General features: G+C 70.9%; 16 protein-coding genes. 9 read left to right on the top strand and 7 right to left on the bottom strand.

Going from position 1 to position 16,630, the window contains the following annotated elements; all coding sequences use genetic code 11:
• Window positions 1-50: 50 nt before the first annotated feature.
• Entirely contained in the window at window positions 51-2,090 is a 2,040-nt protein-coding gene (locus tag OG607_RS23670; protein WP_405726870.1) for a phosphocholine-specific phospholipase C, read from the bottom strand.
• 226 nt (window positions 2,091-2,316) lie between these two features.
• On the opposite strand from OG607_RS23670, the gene OG607_RS23665 reads away from it, so the two are divergent.
• From OG607_RS23665 to OG607_RS23650, 4 genes are all read left to right on the top strand, one after another.
• Window positions 2,317-3,441 carry a glycosyltransferase gene (locus OG607_RS23665; RefSeq protein ID WP_405736988.1) on the top strand — a complete coding sequence of 375 codons (1,125 nt, stop codon included), beginning with the start codon at window positions 2,317-2,319 and terminating at the stop codon, window positions 3,439-3,441.
• 73 nt (window positions 3,442-3,514) lie between these two features.
• Entirely contained in the window at window positions 3,515-3,673 is a 159-nt protein-coding gene (locus OG607_RS23660; protein ID WP_329315976.1) for a hypothetical protein, read from the top strand.
• Between the two features lie 145 nt (window positions 3,674-3,818).
• Window positions 3,819-5,465: a rhodanese-like domain-containing protein gene (locus OG607_RS23655; protein WP_405726867.1), complete on the top strand. Its 1,647-nt coding sequence runs from the start codon at window positions 3,819-3,821 to the stop codon at window positions 5,463-5,465.
• The gene (locus tag OG607_RS23650) at window positions 5,462-6,223 is read left to right on the top strand and encodes a sulfite exporter TauE/SafE family protein (RefSeq protein ID WP_405726865.1); all 762 of its coding nucleotides are present in this window, start codon (window positions 5,462-5,464) and stop codon (window positions 6,221-6,223) included. The genes OG607_RS23655 and OG607_RS23650 overlap by 4 nt, the downstream gene beginning before the upstream one ends.
• Before the next feature lie 173 nt (window positions 6,224-6,396).
• Here OG607_RS23650 and OG607_RS23645 read toward each other — a convergent pair whose 3' ends face one another.
• On the bottom strand, window positions 6,397-6,681 hold the full coding sequence (locus OG607_RS23645; RefSeq protein WP_405726862.1) for a metal-sensitive transcriptional regulator: 285 nt from the start codon (window positions 6,679-6,681) through the stop codon (window positions 6,397-6,399).
• A 66-nt stretch (window positions 6,682-6,747) separates the two neighbouring features.
• Between OG607_RS23645 and OG607_RS23640 the strand changes: the two genes are divergently transcribed.
• From OG607_RS23640 to OG607_RS23620, 5 genes are all read left to right on the top strand, one after another.
• The gene (locus OG607_RS23640) at window positions 6,748-7,320 is read left to right on the top strand and encodes a rhodanese-like domain-containing protein (RefSeq protein WP_405726859.1); all 573 of its coding nucleotides are present in this window, start codon (window positions 6,748-6,750) and stop codon (window positions 7,318-7,320) included.
• An 83-nt stretch (window positions 7,321-7,403) separates the two neighbouring features.
• Window positions 7,404-8,621: a serine hydrolase domain-containing protein gene (locus OG607_RS23635; RefSeq protein WP_405726856.1), complete on the top strand. Its 1,218-nt coding sequence runs from the start codon at window positions 7,404-7,406 to the stop codon at window positions 8,619-8,621.
• A gap of 145 nt (window positions 8,622-8,766) precedes the next feature.
• Window positions 8,767-9,702 carry a glycosyltransferase family 2 protein gene (locus tag OG607_RS23630; protein WP_405726853.1) on the top strand — a complete coding sequence of 312 codons (936 nt, stop codon included), beginning with the start codon at window positions 8,767-8,769 and terminating at the stop codon, window positions 9,700-9,702.
• Window positions 9,689-10,114 (top strand): GtrA family protein, encoded by a 426-nt coding sequence (locus OG607_RS23625; RefSeq protein ID WP_405726850.1) that lies wholly within the window; start codon window positions 9,689-9,691, stop codon window positions 10,112-10,114. The genes OG607_RS23630 and OG607_RS23625 overlap by 14 nt, the downstream gene beginning before the upstream one ends.
• Window positions 10,111-11,379: an NAD(P)/FAD-dependent oxidoreductase gene (locus OG607_RS23620; protein WP_405726847.1), complete on the top strand. Its 1,269-nt coding sequence runs from the start codon at window positions 10,111-10,113 to the stop codon at window positions 11,377-11,379. The genes OG607_RS23625 and OG607_RS23620 overlap by 4 nt, the downstream gene beginning before the upstream one ends.
• On the opposite strand, the gene OG607_RS23615 is transcribed toward OG607_RS23620, so the two are convergent.
• The 5 genes from OG607_RS23615 to OG607_RS23595 all read right to left on the bottom strand — a co-directional run bounded on the left by OG607_RS23615 (window position 11,376) and on the right by OG607_RS23595 (window position 16,625).
• Window positions 11,376-13,139, bottom strand: a complete 1,764-nt coding sequence (locus tag OG607_RS23615) for a hypothetical protein (protein WP_405726844.1) — start codon at window positions 13,137-13,139, stop codon at window positions 11,376-11,378. The two genes, OG607_RS23620 and OG607_RS23615, sit on opposite strands and share 4 nt — an antisense overlap.
• A gap of 204 nt (window positions 13,140-13,343) precedes the next feature.
• Window positions 13,344-14,465 carry an SPFH domain-containing protein gene (locus OG607_RS23610; protein ID WP_405726841.1) on the bottom strand — a complete coding sequence of 374 codons (1,122 nt, stop codon included), beginning with the start codon at window positions 14,463-14,465 and terminating at the stop codon, window positions 13,344-13,346.
• A gap of 14 nt (window positions 14,466-14,479) precedes the next feature.
• Window positions 14,480-14,704, bottom strand: a complete 225-nt coding sequence (locus tag OG607_RS23605; RefSeq protein ID WP_405726838.1) for a hypothetical protein — start codon at window positions 14,702-14,704, stop codon at window positions 14,480-14,482.
• Window positions 14,705-14,895: 191 nt separating this feature from the next.
• On the bottom strand, window positions 14,896-15,669 hold the full coding sequence (locus OG607_RS23600; protein WP_405726835.1) for an ABC transporter permease: 774 nt from the start codon (window positions 15,667-15,669) through the stop codon (window positions 14,896-14,898).
• The gene (locus OG607_RS23595; protein WP_405726832.1) at window positions 15,666-16,625 is read right to left on the bottom strand and encodes a methyltransferase domain-containing protein; all 960 of its coding nucleotides are present in this window, start codon (window positions 16,623-16,625) and stop codon (window positions 15,666-15,668) included. The genes OG607_RS23600 and OG607_RS23595 overlap by 4 nt, the downstream gene beginning before the upstream one ends.
• Window positions 16,626-16,630: the final 5 nt, after the last annotated feature.

Here is a 16,630-nt window from a genome sequence, read left to right as displayed (position 1 = left end):
GCGTGTCCTCAATCGCCGGACGGGCTGAAATCAGCCCGTCCGGCGTTTGCCTAGGCCGTCGCGATCGCGGGCTCGCTCACGCCCGGCTGCCCCGTCTCCAGGTGACCCGCCAGCCGCCGCACGAAGGCGGCGTCGTGGTCGGAGGTCACCGACAGGTCGTACCAGTCGTGGCTGTGGCGCGGGTGCGCCGTGTGCACGACCCGCGCGCCCGGGCGGAGCCGGTAGGTGGCGGCGGGCTCGTGGCCGTATGCGTCGGTGACCGTGAGGGTCACCGTGTGGGGGCCGGAATTGGTGAGGGTGAGACGGACTTCGCGGCGGCGGCCGTCGTGGCGGGCGGTGACGCCGGGTGCCAGGGCTGCGGAGCCCGTGAGGTGGCGGTAGAAGCCGTTGGGGCCGTGGACGGAGAAGTCGTAGTCGTCCTGGGGAAACCAGTCGCCGGAGAGGCGGCGGCCGGGCTGGACGGTGAAGGTCCACGGGCCGTCGGCAGCCGTGGCCGAGGTGACGTGGAAGACGGCACCGGCCTCGCCGTGGTTGGCGAAGGCGATGGAGAGTTCGCCATCCGCGGTGGCGGCGTCCGCCGCGAGGTCGTAGGGCAGCGGGCGCGCCCTGCGCAGGCCGGGTTCCTGCTTCGGCAGCGCCGCATGCGCAGGCGGTACAGGGACGTAGTCGTCGTGGCGGTCGCCGTCCGGCGGGGCGTAGCCGTCGGTGCCGGGGAGGGCGGGGAGGGCGGCGTCGGCGCGGGAGAAGTCGAAGGCAGTAGTGAGGTCGCCGCAGACGGCCCGCCGCCACGCGGAGATGTTGGGCTCGTGGACGCCGAAGCGGCGCTCGATGAAGCGGACGATCGAGGTGTGGTCGAAGACCTGTGAGTTGACCCAGCCGCCCTTGCTCCAGGGGGAGACGACGAGCATGGGGACACGCTGGCCGAGGCCGTACGGGCCCGCGACATGCGAGTCCGTGCCCGAGGGGGCGAAGAGCTCGCCGGTGGTGTCGGCCGTGGAGCGGGCGGCGTCGGCGGACGGCGGGACGACGTGGTCGAAGAAGCCGTCGTTCTCGTCGTAGGTGATGAACAGGGCGGTCTTCGCCCACACCTCGGGGTCCGCGGTGAGCGCGTCCAGCACCTGGGAGACGTACCAGGCGCCGTAGTTGGCGGGCCAGTTCGGGTGCTCGGTGAAGGCCTCGGGGGCGACGACCCAGGAGACCTCGGGGAGCTTGCCGGCCTTGACGTCGGCCTTGAGGACGTCGAAGAAGCCGTCGCCGGCCTTGGCGTTCGTGCCGGTACGGGCCTTGTCGTAGAGCGGGTCGCCGGGCTCGGCGTTGCGGTACTGGTCGAAGTAGAGCAGCGAGTTGTCGCCGTAGTTGCCCCGGTAGGCGTCCTCGATCCAGCCCCAGCCACCGGCCGCGTCGAGGCCGTCGCCGATGTCCTGGTAGATCTTCCAGGAGATCCCGGCCGCCTCCAGGCGCTCGGGGTAGGTCGTCCAGGAGTAGCCGGCCTCGTCGTTGCCGAGGACGGGGCCGCCGCCCTTGCCGTCGTTGCCGGTGCAGCCCGTCCACATGTAGTAGCGGTTCGGGTCGGTGGAGCCGATGAAGGAGCAGTGGTAGGCGTCGCAGATGGTGAAGGCGTCGGCCAGGGCGTAGTGGAACGGGATGTCGGTGCGGTTGAGGTGGGCCATGGTGGTGGCGGTCTTCGCCGGGACCCACTTGTCGTACGCGCCCTTGTTCCAGGCGGCGTGCCCGTCGTTCCAGCCGTGGGCGAGGTCCTGGATGAACGCCAGGCCCAGGTCGTCCGCGTCGGGGCGGAAGGGCAGGATCTCCTTGCCCGAGGCGTCGGACTGGTGCCAGACCGGCTTGCCGCTGGGCAGGGTGACGGGCCGGGGGTCGCCGAAGCCGCGTACGCCGCGCAGCGTGCCGAAGTAGTGGTCGAAGGAACGGTTCTCCTGCATCAGGACGACGATGTGCTCGACGTCCCGCAGGCTGCCCGTGCGGCGGTTGGCCGGGATACCGGCGGCGCGGGCGATGCTCGTGGACAGGGCGGTCATGGCGGCGGCGCCGCCCGCCAGCTGCATGAATCTACGACGGTCGATGGCGGTCATGGAGCAGTCTCATCAGCCGAACGGGAACTGCCCACGGCGAAGGGGGAAAACGGCGGCAAAGTTTGCGCAAGGACAGGGCGGCCGTTCGGCCCATGTCCGAACTGTCATCACATTGTCATCCCACGAGCTTGTTGAAATGTGAAGATCCGGTGCAGTATTTGAGGTTCATCGACCGCACCTGAGCGTCGGGCGATTAACGACGACCGGAGTGCGAGTGCTCGACGTAATGGAACGGCCGCAGCGAAGACGGCGGCACGCCCCGAGCCGTGCCCACGCCGTCGACGACTTCTCCGGCGGCACCCCGCGACTGGTCGTCCTCATCCCCGCGCACAACGAGCAGGACCGCATCGCCGAGGCCATCGAGGGCATGTGGGCCCAGACCCGGCGGCCCGACCTGATCGTGGTCGTCGCCGACAACTGCACCGACGCCACCGCCGACATCGCGTACGAGCACGGTGCGGACGTCTTCCACACCCAGGGCAACACCCACAAGAAGGCCGGGGCCCTCAACCAGGCCATCGCGTGGGTCCTGCCGCATCTCGCCGACCGGGACCTGGTCCTGGTCCAGGACGCCGACACCGTCCTCAATCCGTGGTTCGTCGAGACGGCCATCGGCACCTTCAACCGCAAGGTCGGCGCCGTCGGCGGGGTCTTCTACGGCGAGGAGGGCGGCGGCCTGCTCGGCCTGCTCCAGCGCATGGAGTTCCACCGCTACGCCTGGGAGATCGACCGCACCGGCGGCAAGGCCTCGGTGCTCACCGGCACCGGGACGATGTTCCGGGCCCGCGTCCTGCGCGAGGTGCGCGCCGCACGCCGCAGCGGCCGGATCGGCGGCGGCGCCGACTACTACAGCCTCGCCTCGCTCACCGAGGACGACGAGATCACCAAGGCGGTCAAGACCCTCGGCTACCGCACCATGTCCCCGTCGGGCTGCTCGGTGACGACGGAGGTCATGACCTCCCTCCCCAAGCTGTGGCACCAGCGGCTGCGCTGGCAGCGCGGCGCCCTGGAGAACCTGCGCGACTACGGCTGGACCCGGGTGACGGCCCGGTATTTCTTCCAGCAGTTCATGATGGGCTTCGGCGCCCTCAGCTTCGGCATCTACCTGGCCTTCATGGCGCTGACCCTCTCCACGTACGGCTGGCCGGGCCTGTCGCCGTTCTGGACCGCCATCGGCGCGATCTTCGTGGTCGAGAAGGTCGTCTCGGTACGCCGGGCCGGGCCCCGCGCGGTGCTGGTGGCCCTGCTGATGGTGCCGGAGATGCTCTACGACCTGTTCCAGCACGCGGTCTACTTCACCTCGCTGTGGGGCCTGCTCAGGCGCAGCGAGGAGAAGTGGATCGCCACCTGATCCTCCCCCCACGAACCCCCACACCCCACGGCCCCCCACGCCACCCGTCCCATGAACAAACAGGAGAAAATCGATGTACGGAAGAGTCGTCGGCGCGGGCACGACCGGAGCCGGGGGCGCCGCCCTGGCCGCCACCGGCGTCTGGCTGAACAGCATGGCCTTCGTGGTGGCGTCCACCACCCTGATCGCGGCCGGCCTCGCCCTGTACAAGCTGGCCCCGCGCCGCCGCTAGGCGCTCCGCCTCACGGCCGCCGCCGTCCGGCCCGCCCCTTCCCGGGGCGGGCCGTTCTTTTGCTCACTGGATACCCCCCGGGGTATCTCTGTTACGCTCGACTGCATACCCCGGGGGGTAAGCAACCTGCGAAAGGAGTACGGACGTGTTCTTCATCGACACCGTCGAGGTGCCCGGACTGGGCAACCGCAGCTATCTGGCGGGCGGCCCGGACGCCGCTGTGGCGGTCGATCCGCCACGGGACATCGACCGGGTCATCGCGGCGGCGGCCCGCAGGGGCGTGCGGATCTCCCATGTCGTCGAGACGCATCTGCACAACGACTACGTGACCGGCGGCCTGGAGCTGGCCCGGGTCACCGGGGCCGCCTATCTGGTCCCGGCCGGGGCCCGGGTCGCGTACGAGAGGGTGCCGGTGGGCGAGGGCGACAGCGTGGAGGTCGACGAGGGCCTGACGCTGCGCGCGCTGGCGACGCCGGGGCACACGCCGCACCACACGGCGTACGTGCTGGAGGACGAGGGCCGGGTGGTGGGCGTCTTCACGGGCGGCTCGCTGCTGATCGGCTCGGTGGGGCGGCCGGACCTGGTCGAGCCGGGACTGACGCACGAACTCGCGCATGCGCAGCACGCGTCCGCGCACCGGCTGGCCGCCGAGCTGCCGGACGAGGCGGCGGTGCTGCCCACCCACGGCTTCGGCAGCTTCTGCTCTTCCGGGCATGCGCATGCGGGGGACGGCGGCAGCACCATCGGCCAGGAGCGGGCCACGAACGAGGCGCTGGTGGCCGAGGACGCGGACGCCTTCGTCGCCGCCCTGCTGGCCGGGCTGGACGACGTGCCCGCGTACTACGCGCACATGGGCCCCGCCAATGCCGCCGGCCCGGCGCCCGTCGACCTGACGCCGCCCGCGCTCGCGGACGCGGCGGAGATCGCGGAGCGCCTCGCGGCCGGTGAGTGGGTCGTGGACCTGCGCAGCCGGACGGCTTTCGCGCAGGGGCATGTCGCCGGGTCGTTCAACTTCGAGGCGGCGGGGCAGCTCGCCACCTATCTGGCGTGGCTGATCCCGTGGGGCAGGCCGGTGACGCTGCTGGCGGAGTCGGCCCGGCAACTGGCCGACGCCCAGCGGGAGCTCGTACGGGTCGGCATCGACCGGCCGGCGGCCGCCGCGACGGGTGCGCCCGAGGCATGGGTGCGGGAGGGGGAGCCGCTGCGGACCTTCCGGCGGGCCGCCTTCGCCGAACTCCCCGTCGAGGGTGCGGTCGTCCTGGACGTGCGGCGGGGCTCCGAGCGGGCCCAGGGCCACATCGCCGGCTCCCTGCACATCCCGCTGCACCAACTGCGGGGCAGGCTCGCCGAGATACCGGCCGCCGCGACCGTCTGGGTGCACTGTGCGGGAGGCATGCGGGCCGGGATCGCGGCCTCGCTGCTGGACGCGGCCGGGCGCGAGGTCGTCGCCGTGGACGACGGTTTCGACGCGGCGCGGGCGGCGGGGCTGGTCGCGGTCGCCCCGGAGCGGGCCGAGTCCCTGCGATGTACCGACGCCGTGCTGCTGGACGTGCGCGAGGCCGAGGAGTGGGCCGAGGGCCACGCGGCCGGGGCGGTGCACGCGCCGCTGTCCGCGCTGGCGGCAGGAAAGCCGCTGCCGGAGGCCGCACGGGGGCGCCCGGTGGTGGTGATCTGCCGCTCGGGCAAGCGCTCGCGGCAGGCGGCCGTGCTGCTGGCGTCGCGCGGCGCCGACGTGGTGGATGTCACCGGCGGCATGCACGCGTGGGCCGAGGCGGGGCTCCCGGTCGCGTGAGCACCTTGCTTCTCGCCCTGATATCCGGGGGCGTCATCGGTCTGGCGCTCGGCGCGCTCGGGGGCGGCGGCAGTGTGCTGGCCGTCCCCGCCCTGATCTATCTGCTCGGCTTCACGCCGGTCGCGGCGACCACCGCGAGCCTGGTGATCGTCACCGCGACCTCCCTCACCGCGCTGTACGCGCATGCGCGTGACGGGAATGTCCGCTGGCGCAGCGGCGGCCTCTTCGCCGCGGCGGGCCTGCTACCGGCCGCCCTGGGCGGGGTGGTTGCCGCTGACCTGCCCCCGGCGCTGCTGACCGGGGCATTCGCGGTCATCGCGGCGGCGGCCTCGCTGCGCATGCTGCGTCCCTCGGCCGCCGCGCTCGACGCGTTGCCGGTACGCCCCGGCCGCGCCGCCGGGACCGGGGCGGGGCTGGGCGCGGTGACCGGGATGCTGGGGGTGGGCGGCGGGTTTCTCGCCGTACCGGCCCTGGTGAATGTGGTCGGCCTGCGCATGCGCGCGGCGGTGGGCACCAGCCTGCTGGTCATCAGCGTCAACTCGCTGGCGGCGCTGGCGGCCCGCACCGGCGCGGCGGAACAGCTCGACTGGGCGGTCGTCGCGCCCTTCGCGGGAGCGGCGATCCTCGGCGCGTGGGACGGGAAGCGGCTGGCCGCCAAGGTCTCCGGCGGCGCGCTGCGGCAGGTCTTCGCCTACGTGCTGCTGGCGGTGGCCCTGTTCATGCTGATCGATGTCCTGGCACGGCTAGGGCCCTCCTGATGGATCTCCGTGGCGTCGCGTGGCCTGGCACCAGCGCTCGCGGCGTTGCCGACTGCGACATCAGCCGCTGGCGCGGCGGGCCCACAGGAAACCACCCTGTGGGCGCTCCGGCGCCTTGCGATCGCAGGCGCCAGACCCCGCTCCTTCTCCCACGGAGATCCATCAGAAGGGCCCTAGGCCAGTGACAGGAACAGCTTCTCCAGCCGGGCCCGCATCTGGTCCTTGTCCTCGACCGCCCGGTCGCCGTCCGGCGAGATCAGGCACTGCTGCAGGCCGGTCGCGATGATCGCGAAGCCCGCCCGGTCCAGGGCCCGCGAAGCGGCGGCGAGCTGGGTCACGACCTCCTCGCAGTCGCGTCCCTCCTCGATCATCCGGATCACGCCGGCGATCTGACCCTGCGCCCGGCGCAGCCGGTTCAGCACGGCCTTCAGTTCCTCGCCCGCGAGATCAAGCTCCACAACCACTCCTCAGATATACCCCCAGGGGTAATTTTACCCCTCTCTCCCCCAAGGATGACACCCACCATGAACACTCCCCTCGCCCTCGACGCCGACCAGGCCCGCACCCGCCTGCCCGACCTCACCGTCATCGACGTCCGCACCCCCGGCGAATACGCCTCCGGGCACCTGCCCGGCGCCCTCAACATCCCCCTCGACCAGCTCCGCCGGGCCCTGCCCGCGATCAGTGAAGCCGCGGACCGGGGCGGGATACTCGTGGTCTGCGCCTCCGGCGCCCGCTCCGAGAACGCCTGCCGCACCCTGGCCGAGCACGGCGTGACCACCGCCACCCTCACCGGCGGCACCAGCGCCTGGGCGGCCGGCGGCCACGATCTGCACCGCCCCGCCACCGGCGCCCGCGCCACCTGGTCCATGGAGCGCCAGGTCCGCCTCACCGCCGGCTCCGTGGTCCTGCTCGGCCTCGGCCTCGGACTGCTCAACCCGGCCTGGCAGTTGCTCTCCGCCGCCATAGCGGGCGGCCTGGTCTACTCCGCGCTCAGCAACACCTGCGGCATGGCGGCGGTCCTGTCCAAACTGCCCCACAACCGCCCGCGTCCGGCCGACCTGGACGCCACTCTGACCGCCTTGCGCGGGCGGTAGGGCCGGATTCAACCGCTTTCGCGTTCACCCGTTCGGCCCGCGTACGGCCGCCGCCCGGCGCGCGGCGGCCTACGTTCGCCAACATGAGCTGCAACTTCCGCAGGATCGCGGCGGCCGCTCTTGCCGTCGCCGCGCTGTCCGCGTCCGCGATATCCGCACCGGCCGCCACGGCCGCCGCTGCCGCCCCCACGAAAACCTCCCCGCACGCCTCCCCCCACGCCTCCCCGAAGGCCTCCCCGAAGGCCTCCCACGGTGTCGATACCGCCAAGCTCGACAAGGCGATCGCCGACACCCTCCGCACCACGGGTGTCCCCGGGGCCGTCGTCGGCCTGTGGATCCCGGGCAAGACCAGCTACGTGCGCACCTTCGGCGTCGCCGACAAGAAGACGCACGCGCGGATGTCGCCCCGCATGAACTTCCGGATCGGCAGCGAGACCAAGACCTTCACCGCCACCGCGGTCCTCCGCCTGGTGGACCAGGGGAAGGTCAAGCTCGACGACCCGATCTCCCGCTACGTGCCGGGCGTCCCCGGCGGCAACAAGATCACGCTGCGCCAGCTGGGCGAGATGCGCAGCGGCCTGTTCTCGTACTCGATGGACGACGCCTTCATCAAGGCCCTCCTCACCAACCCCAACCGGGTGTTCACGCCGGAGGAGCTGCTCGCGTACGCGTTCAAGCACCCCGCGATGTTCAAGCCCGGCGCGAAGTTCTTCTACTCCAACACCAACTACATCCTGCTCGGGCTGGTGGTGGAGAAGGTGAGCGGCCAGAAGCTGCGCGACTTCATCAAGCACCAGGTGCTGAACCCGGCGCACCTGCGCCGCACGCTCTTCCCGGTCGGGGCCGAGTTCCCGTCGCCGCACCCGCGCGGCTACACCAACCAGACCCTGAGCGGGAAGACGGTCGACGCCACGAACTGGGACCCCACCTGGGGCTGGGCGGCCGGCGCGATGATCTCCAACCTGCGCGACCTGCGCATCTGGGCCCGCGTCCTGGCCACCGGCACCCTGCTCAAGCCCGCCACCCAGAAGGAGCGCCTGCGCCTCCTCCCCACGGGTTTCCCGGGCACCAGCTACGGCTTCGGCATCCTCAAGGACCACGGCTGGATCGGCCACAACGGCTCGCTGCCCGGCTACCAGAGCCTGACGCTCTACCTGCCCGAGCAGAAGGCCACCCTGGTCGTCCTGCTCAACACCGACATCTCGTACAAGGGCTACGAGCCGACCACCCTGTTCGGCAAGGCGATCACCACCATCGCCACCCCCGGCAACGTCTACTCGCTCCCGGCCCCGCCCCGGTGACCACATGAGCCGGTGAGCCGGTGAGTCATCCGGAAGGGTTCGCTCCGCGCGTGCGCGCGGAGCGAACCCTTTCGTAAACTCTCCCGGCCCGAAAAAGCTATGAGAATATTCCCGGCTGTTAACCGGTGCTCCATAGGCTCCCCGAATGTTTGTTTCCTATGTCCTGCCGGTCTACAACGAGCAGGACGGCATTCAGCGCTTCCATGACGAACTCGTCGCTGCGCTCGCGGAACGCCCTGACATCACCTATGAGCTGGTGTATGTCAACGACGGCTCGGCCGACGGCTCGCTGTCGATCCTGCGCGATCTTGCAAAGAACGACCCGCAGGTCCAGGTCGTCGACTTCGCCCGCAATTTCGGGCACCAGATCGCCATCACGGCCGGCCTGGACCAGGCCACCGGCGACGCCGTCATCATCATGGACACCGATCTCCAGGACCCGCCGAAGGTCAGCCTGGAGCTGATCGACGCGTGGCGCGAAGGCGCCGAGATCGTGCACGCGCGGCGCCGCACGCGCAAGGACACGTTCTTCAAGCGGATCACCGCGCACGCCTTCTACCGGATGCTGCGCAGCGCCGCCGAGGTCGACATCCCGCTGGACACCGGGGACTTCCGGCTCCTGGACCGCAAGGTCGCGGACGAGCTGCGCAAGTTCCGTGAGCGGGGGCGCTTCGTGCGCGGCATCGTCGCCTCGCTGGGCTTCCGGCAGACCGAGGTGCTGTTCGACCGGGACGAGCGGTTCGCGGGCGAGACCAAGTACCCCCTGCGCAAGATGGCCCGCCTCGCCATCGACGGGGTCACCGGCTTCTCGACCATGCCGCTGCGGCTGATCACCCGGCTCGGCGTCGTGGTGCTCCTGCTGTCGCTGCTGGGCATCGCGTACGCCATCGGCATGTTCATCTTCCGGCCCGACATCACGGTGTCCGGCTGGACCATGACCATGGTGGTGACGCTGTTCCTCGGCGGCACCCAGATGCTGTCCCTGGGCGTGCTCGGCAGCTACATAGGGCGGACATACACCGAGGCGCAGGCGCGCCCCCTCTACATCGTGCGGCAGGTCATCCGTCATGACGGCGACTGAGGCCACCGTCAGCGACCGCGAAGCGGCCCAGGACCGCAGGGCCAAGCTCCGGCAGCTGATCCGCTACACGATGGTCGGAGGCAGCGGGGTCGCGCTCGACCTGGCCACCTTCTTCCTGCTCTACAACGCGCTGGGCCTGCACGAACAGATCGCCAACGCCATCAGCACCAGCCTGGGGATCACCAACAACTTCGTGCTCAACGCCCTGTTCACCTTCGACCGGCGCGACCGGCTGGTGGTCCGCTTCCTGCGCTTCTACGCCGTCGGCCTGACCGGAATCGCACTGACCTACGTGCTGTTCCGGATCTTCTCCGACTGGCTCGGCGTCGACCCCAACCTCGTCAAGGCCGGCTCGCTGCCGCTGGTGCTGGCCCTGCAGTTCGTGCTCAACAAAAAATGGAGCTTCGCATGAATCTCGGCATCATCGGTGCCGGCGCCACCGGCCTGACCGCCGCCTACGACGCGGTCAAGGCCGGCCACACGGTCACGGTGCTGGAGGCGGCGGACGAACTGGGCGGGCTGGCGGCGTCGATACCGGTCGGCGGCACTCCTCTGGAGCGGTACTACCACCACATCTTCCGCAGCGACACCGCCATCATCGAGCTGATCGAGGAGCTCGGCCTCGGCGGTGACCTGCACTTCCACAAGCCCACCACCGCGGTCTTCCGGGACGGCAAACTGCACCCCTTCAGCACCCCGCTGGAGATGCTCCGCTTCCCGTCCTTCTCCGTCCTGGACGGCATACGCTTCGGCGCCTCCTCGGCCGCGCTGAAGCTCGTGCGCAACGGCGAGCGCTTCAACGACCGCACCGCGCTGTCCTGGCTGCGCCGCTGGGCCGGCCGCGGCGCGACCGCGAGCATCTGGGAGCCGCTGCTGCGCGGCAAGTTCGGCGACCGGGCCGAAGAGGTGTCGATGGCCTGGCTGTGGGCCCGGGTGCACTGCCGCACCTTCGAGCTCGGCTACATGGCAGGCGGCTTCGAGCGGGTGTACGCCGCCCTGCGCGACGCGGTCGGCGAGCGCGGCGGCAAGGTCGAGTTCGGCAAGGCGGTCGACACGATCCGCCAGCCCGAGGGCGCCGAGCAGGTCACCGTCACCACCAAGGACGGCGCGAGCTACGCGTTCGACCAGCTGATCGTCACCACCCCGCAGCCCGTCTTCGCCAAGGCCGCCGACGTCCCCGCCGACGACGCGGTCTGGCGCAACCAGTACCTCGGCGCGACCTGCTTCATCCTGGAGCTGGACCGCAGCGCGATCCCGTACTACTGGCTCAACATCAACGACCCGGACTTCCCGTTCCTCGCTGTCGTCGAGCACACCAACATGGTGGACAAGGCCGAGTACGGCGACCGCCACATCCTCTACGTCGGCAACTACGTGGAGCGCGACGACTGGCGGTTCACCACCGACCCGGCGGAGCTGCTGGAGCGCTTCATCCCGTATCTCCAGAAGCTCAACCCCGAGTTCGACCGCAGCTGGATCCAGAAGTGGCACTTCTCCCGGGCCCCCTTCGCCCAGCCGGTCGTCACCCCCGAGTACCGCGCGCTGATCCCCGGCCACGCCACCCACCTGAGCCGGGTCACGCTGGCCACGATGGCCCAGATCTACCCGCAGGACCGGGGCCAGAGCTACTCCGTGGCCCTGGCCCACCGCGTCACCGAGCTGATCGGCGCGAGCTAGGCCCTGTCCGCCCGGAGGCGGCAGACCACCGGCTGGTGCGTACTGCCTGCCGCCTCCGGGCAGTCGTAGTACTTCTCGATGTTCCGGCGCACCACGGGGTCGATCCGGGCCAGCTGGAACCACGAGCGCTGCAGGACGGCGTAGGGCGCCGGGTCGTGGGTGATGCAGCGGGCGTTCTCGACGGTCGAGGGCAGGTCCGCGGTCTCGGGCAGGAACTTCGTCCGCTGCAGGAAGGTGGGGATCGGGTACCTGCACTGCGCGGGATGCCCGATGTAGTACGTGACATCGCCGAAGGCGAGATACAGCACCGGGGCGCCCTTGGGGATCTCCCGGTTGAGCCTGGCCGCCGTGGCGGCGGTGACCGTCTCCCCGTGCTGGAAGCTCGCGTTGGTCAGCGCAGCGTGGTCCACGCTGTCGACGAGCTTCGGTGAGCCCGGCCAGACCGGCGCCGCCAGGCACATCACGCCCGCCAGCGAGGCCACGGCCACGCCGAGCGCGGCGCGCCTGCGCATGACGCGTTCCGTGCCGCTCGCGCCCTCGCTCGCGCGGCGTGCGCGCACGCGGCGCAGATCCAGCAGCGCCGCCACGAGCGCCACCCCGGCCGCCGCCCAGGGCGCCGCGGTGCTGATCGCCAACCGGGGCTCGGGCGAGGAGGTGACCAGCGGCCCGAGGAGCGCATACACCGCGGTGACCGCGAGGAAGAAACCCGGAGGCGTGCGGAAGGAGCTGTACCAGCCGGCCACCGCCAGTCCCCACAGCGCCGCGGCGGCCACCGGGAGCGCGGCGGCGTGATAGCCGAACCAGTTGCCCTGGACCGCCACCGCCGCGATGCACACCAGCACGAACAGCGCCGCCAGCGCGGCCAGTTCGGCCCTCCTGCGGCGGTTCTCCTGGCGGGCCAGCACCAGCAGCAGGGCACCGGGCAGCAGCGCCAGCACCGGGCTCAGGTACACGCGCTCCGCGAGAAACGACAGCGACTGATCCAGGATGAGGTGCGGGTGGATTCCCGTACGGGACAGCGAGCTCTGGTTGATCTGCGGCATGTCCTTGGCCCACTGCAGCTCGTGCGAGCCCGACCACAGGCTGAACGCCAGGAGCACCACCGCGGAGACGGCGGTCAGCGCGCCCAGCAGCACCGCCCGCATGCGGTCGACCGCGAAGACCACCAGCAGTGCCATCGCGGCCGTGGCCGCCGTCGAGTACTTCATCATCACGGCGAGCCCCAGCGGCAGCGACGCCACCACCACGGCCACCCAGCGCCGTTCGAACCCGAGCACCGCGGCCACCGCGAACACCGACAGCACGATCGCGGCCCACTCCGGCTGCAGGAAGTCCGTGAGCGGCGCCAGCGCCAGCGACAGCCCGACCGCGGCCGCCGTCAGCGTGGCCTCCCGGTGCGGCAGCGAGCGCACCAGCGCCGCGCGCAGCGCGATCCCCACCGCCACGCACAGCGCGACCCCGGCCAGCCGGATGATCACCTCCCGGACCTCGATCGACCCCGCCGTCAGCGAGTCGAGGCCCGCGATGAACATGCGGTAGAAGTACGGCCGGTGGATGAAGATCCCGGCAGGCGTGTAGCCGGCCCCCTCGCCACTGCGCAGGGCGGCCAGGCAGTACCTGATGTCCCCGCTCAGCCCCGCCGTCAGGACGCTGTACGCGAGCAGGCCGGTGGCCGCGAGCGCGGTGGCCCAGTGGGCGGGCCGCAGAGATCCGCGTATTCGCGGGAAGGACCTGATAGCGAGAAAGCCCGAGTCATTCACAGCGGGACCATAACAGCGCGCCAATTCATAGGATTCACCTGGCCGATCAGCTGAACATCCCTTTGTGAACGCCGGCCGAATTGCGTGCGGCCCCGGGGTTAATCGCACGGGACGACGTACGAAAAAGGGCTGCCCGGCGATCCGATCGCCGGGCAGCCCGTTCTGCGTTTTCCGCTCGGTTTAGTTGTCGATCTACTTGTCGATCTACTTGTCGATCTCGATCGCCCCGCTGCCTTCCGGCCTGCGCGGCGAGCCCAGGTTCTGCCGCACCGAGTCCAGGATCGTCAGACCCTGGCCGACCAGGCCCGCCGCGATCTCGCCCAGGCCGTCCGCGCCGTTGAGCACATTGACGTTGGCGCCGGCCAGGCCGCCCGCGGCCTCCTTGACGATCTGCGGCAGCTGGTCGATGAGCATCCGGTCCAGCGCCACGCGGTCGTACGAGGCCGCCGCCTCGGCCTGGATCTTCATCCGCTCGGCGTCGGCCACGGCCAGCACCCTGATCCGCTCCGCCTCGGCCTCGGCCGGCTTCACGATCTCGGCCACCAGCTGCTGCTGCCGCAGCTCGGCGGCGCGCTCGGCCAGCTCGGTCTGCGCGGCCAGCACCTCTTGCTGCGCGTGCGCCTGGGCCAGCGGTCCCGCCTGCGCGGCCTGGGCCTGCACCCGGTCGACCTCGGCCGAGTACTCCGCCTTGACGACCGCCGTCTGCCGGGCGTACTCGGCCTGGTTCCGGGCCGCCACCTGCTCGGCCTCGACCGAGGCCTGGGTGGCCTGCGCCTGCGCGATCTGGGCGGCCCGCTGGATGGCCGCCTTGTGCGGGGCGGACATCGCCTCGATGTAGCCGGTGTCGCCGTCGTCGATGGACTGGATCTGGAACGCGTCCACGACCAGGCCGATCTTGGCCATCTCGGCCTTTGACGTCTCCAGCACCTCGGTGGCCAGCTTCTGCCGCTCGGTGACGATCTCCTCCACCGTCATCGAGCCGATGATGGCCCGCAGATGACCGGAGAAGATCCGGCCGGTCAGAATCGACATCTGGTCCTGCTCGGACAGGAACCGCTGGCCGGCGTTGACGATGCTCTCCGTGTCGTTGCCGACCTTGAACGCGATCACCGCGCGCACGGTCAGCGCGATGCCCTGCCGGGTCACGCAGTACTCGGTGACCTCCGACTCGTTCATCGACAGCGTCAGGAAGCGGACCTTGCGGAAGACCGGGACCACCCACTTGCCATGGCCCGTCACGACACGGAACGGCGCACCCCCCAGTCCGCGCTTGCCACCAGAGATCAGCATGGCCTCATCAGGCGCGGGAACGCGGTAACCGAACATCTCCGTATTTCTCCTCATCCGTCCAAAGGGTCGGCCCAGTCGATGACATCGACCTCACGCGGGCCGCGCGAATCAATCACAAGCACCGGCGCACCCTCCGGCAGCGGGTCGTCGGACCAGGCGAGGAATGCCTCCGTGCCACCCCTCAACCGGACCAGGACCTCACCCGGGCCGTCGGCTCCGCGCGTGCCGATGACCAGCACACCCATGCAGCCGATCACAGCCTCGTCCCGGACCATCGCGGCCGCCCCCGTTGTCGCTCGTAGCCTGTGCGAATCGCAGACCTAAGCTTTACCACCCGCCGCCGCCCACGTCCGTACGCGCGGTGCTGCGATCTCGTCACAACGCGGCCACATCCAGCCCGTCCGGCGTTTGAGGACAAAGCGCAGCCGGCGGGCTGCGCAACTCGGCAAACGTGCCCGGACAGGGCCTAGCCCGTGATCTCACGCGCCCATGGCAGCAGCAGCCGCTCCAGCACGACCAGGACGTAGAACAGCAGCACGCTGATGACGCTCAGCAGCGTCATCGCGGCGAACGCCAGCGGCGTGTCCGCGGACGCGCCCGAGGCGACGATGACGTACCCGAGACCCTGGTCCCCGCCGGCGAACTCCCCGACGACGGCGCCGACCACGGACAGGGTCACGGCCAGCTTCAGCCCGACGAAGATCTGGGGCAGGGCCCAGGGGATGCGCAGCTTGACGAAGGTCTGGAGCCGGGAGGCGGTCAGCGACCTGGCCAGCTCGGCGAGCTCGATGGGGGTGGAGGTCAGGCCGGACATGGCGGCCACCACGATCGGGAAGAAGGCGATCATGACGACCATGGCGATCTTCGGCACCGGGCCGAAGCCGAGCCAGACCACCAGCAGCGGGGCCACGGCGATCTTGGGGACGGCGTTGGCGGCGACGAGCAGCGGCAGGACGGCCCGCTCGACGGTCCGGGAGGCGGTCAGCAGCACGGCGGTGAGCAGGCCGACCACGACGGCGAGTCCGAATCCGGCCAGCGTCTCGGCGAGGGTGGACCAGGTCTGGTCGAGCAGGAAGCCGGGCAGTTCGGTGAAGCGGCGAACGATGTCCGGGGGCGAGGGGAGGATGAACGGATTGATGTCGAAGGCGATGGTGGACAGCCACCACACCGCCACCACGGCCACCGCTCCGGCCGTCGGCAGCGCCGCCCGGGACGGCCCGGACGGGCCGGACGCGGTCAACGGCGGCGTCCGATGGTGGAGTACGTGAGCGGGCTGCGCACGACGAGCCGGGGATCGGTCACCAGCCGCTGGAGCTCGTCGAGTTCGGCGTGGGTCATCCCGGCGGCGAGGAAGTCCGTGCGTGCCTGGGCGATGTTGGCGCCGATCAGCAGGGCCCCGGCCGTGCCGCCGGGCCAGGAGCGGGCGTGGACGACGGTGTCGAGGCCGGTCAGGCCCTCGGCGAGCATGGCGGCGTGGACCTGGCCGGCCCAGGTGGGGTCGTTTCCGTGGGCGGGCAGCACGTGCTCCACCAGGACCCGGTGGTAGGTGTCGACCAGGGCCGCCGCTGCGGGTGTGGGGGCGGCCAGCACGCTCTTGCGGAACGTGGTCTCGAAGTCCTCGACGACCAGCGCCCCGCCCGGAGCCAGCGCGGCGGCGAGGCGGTGCAGGATCTCCCGGCGCCGGGGCAGGTGCAGCAGCACCAGGCGGGCGTGGATCACCTCCCAGGGCCCCTCGGGCACGGGCTCGGTGGAGAGGTCGTGGCGCAGCACCTGGAAGTCGGTGCTGGGGCCTAGGGTCTGTCCGGTCGATCTTGGTCGGACAGACCGCGGCGTCTGGTGTGGTGCATCGCAAGGCGCCGGAGCGCCCTCAGGGTGGTTTCCTGAGGGCGTTTCGGCAACGCCGCGAGGTGCCGCGCCAGGCGTCGCGGACCCGGGCAAGATCGACCGGACAGGCCCTAGGTAACGGGTGTTGATGTCGGTCGCCAGCACCCGGCCCGCCGGTCCGGCCGCGCGGGCCAGCCAACGGGCGATGCTGCCGCCGCCCGCGCCCACCTCCAGGCAGCGGCGGCCGGTGAGGTCGCCGAGCCCCGAGAGCCGCTGGACGGTGAGGCCGTCGAGGATCTCGGCGAGGTAGTCGTGCCGGTCGGCGGACCGGGGGTCGTTGTTGTCGAAGACGTAGGAGGGGGCGGCGGCCACGGTGG

The organism is Streptomyces sp. NBC_01537 (assembly GCF_045040445.1).
In the GTDB taxonomy this organism is placed as follows: Bacteria; Actinomycetota; Actinomycetes; order Streptomycetales; family Streptomycetaceae; genus Actinacidiphila.
The sequence above is the reverse complement of the archived record's forward strand: the minus strand, read 5'-3'. Positions and strand labels throughout refer to the sequence as shown.

Bases quoted from the DNA above. Each gene is read 5' to 3' on its own strand.
- OG607_RS23670 (WP_405726870.1), bottom strand. From the start codon at position 2,090: ATGACCGCCATCGACCGTCGTAGATTCATGCAGCTGGCGGGCGGCGCC.
- OG607_RS23665 (WP_405736988.1), top strand. From the start codon at position 2,317: ATGGAACGGCCGCAGCGAAGACGGCGGCACGCCCCGAGCCGTGCCCAC.
- OG607_RS23660 (WP_329315976.1), top strand. From the start codon at position 3,515: ATGTACGGAAGAGTCGTCGGCGCGGGCACGACCGGAGCCGGGGGCGCC.
- OG607_RS23640 (WP_405726859.1), top strand. From the start codon at position 6,748: ATGAACACTCCCCTCGCCCTCGACGCCGACCAGGCCCGCACCCGCCTG.
- OG607_RS23635 (WP_405726856.1), top strand. From the start codon at position 7,404: ATGAGCTGCAACTTCCGCAGGATCGCGGCGGCCGCTCTTGCCGTCGCC.
- OG607_RS23630 (WP_405726853.1), top strand. From the start codon at position 8,767: ATGTTTGTTTCCTATGTCCTGCCGGTCTACAACGAGCAGGACGGCATT.
- OG607_RS23625 (WP_405726850.1), top strand. From the start codon at position 9,689: ATGACGGCGACTGAGGCCACCGTCAGCGACCGCGAAGCGGCCCAGGAC.
- OG607_RS23620 (WP_405726847.1), top strand. From the start codon at position 10,111: ATGAATCTCGGCATCATCGGTGCCGGCGCCACCGGCCTGACCGCCGCC.
- OG607_RS23610 (WP_405726841.1), bottom strand. From the start codon at position 14,465: ATGTTCGGTTACCGCGTTCCCGCGCCTGATGAGGCCATGCTGATCTCT.
- OG607_RS23605 (WP_405726838.1), bottom strand. From the start codon at position 14,704: ATGGTCCGGGACGAGGCTGTGATCGGCTGCATGGGTGTGCTGGTCATC.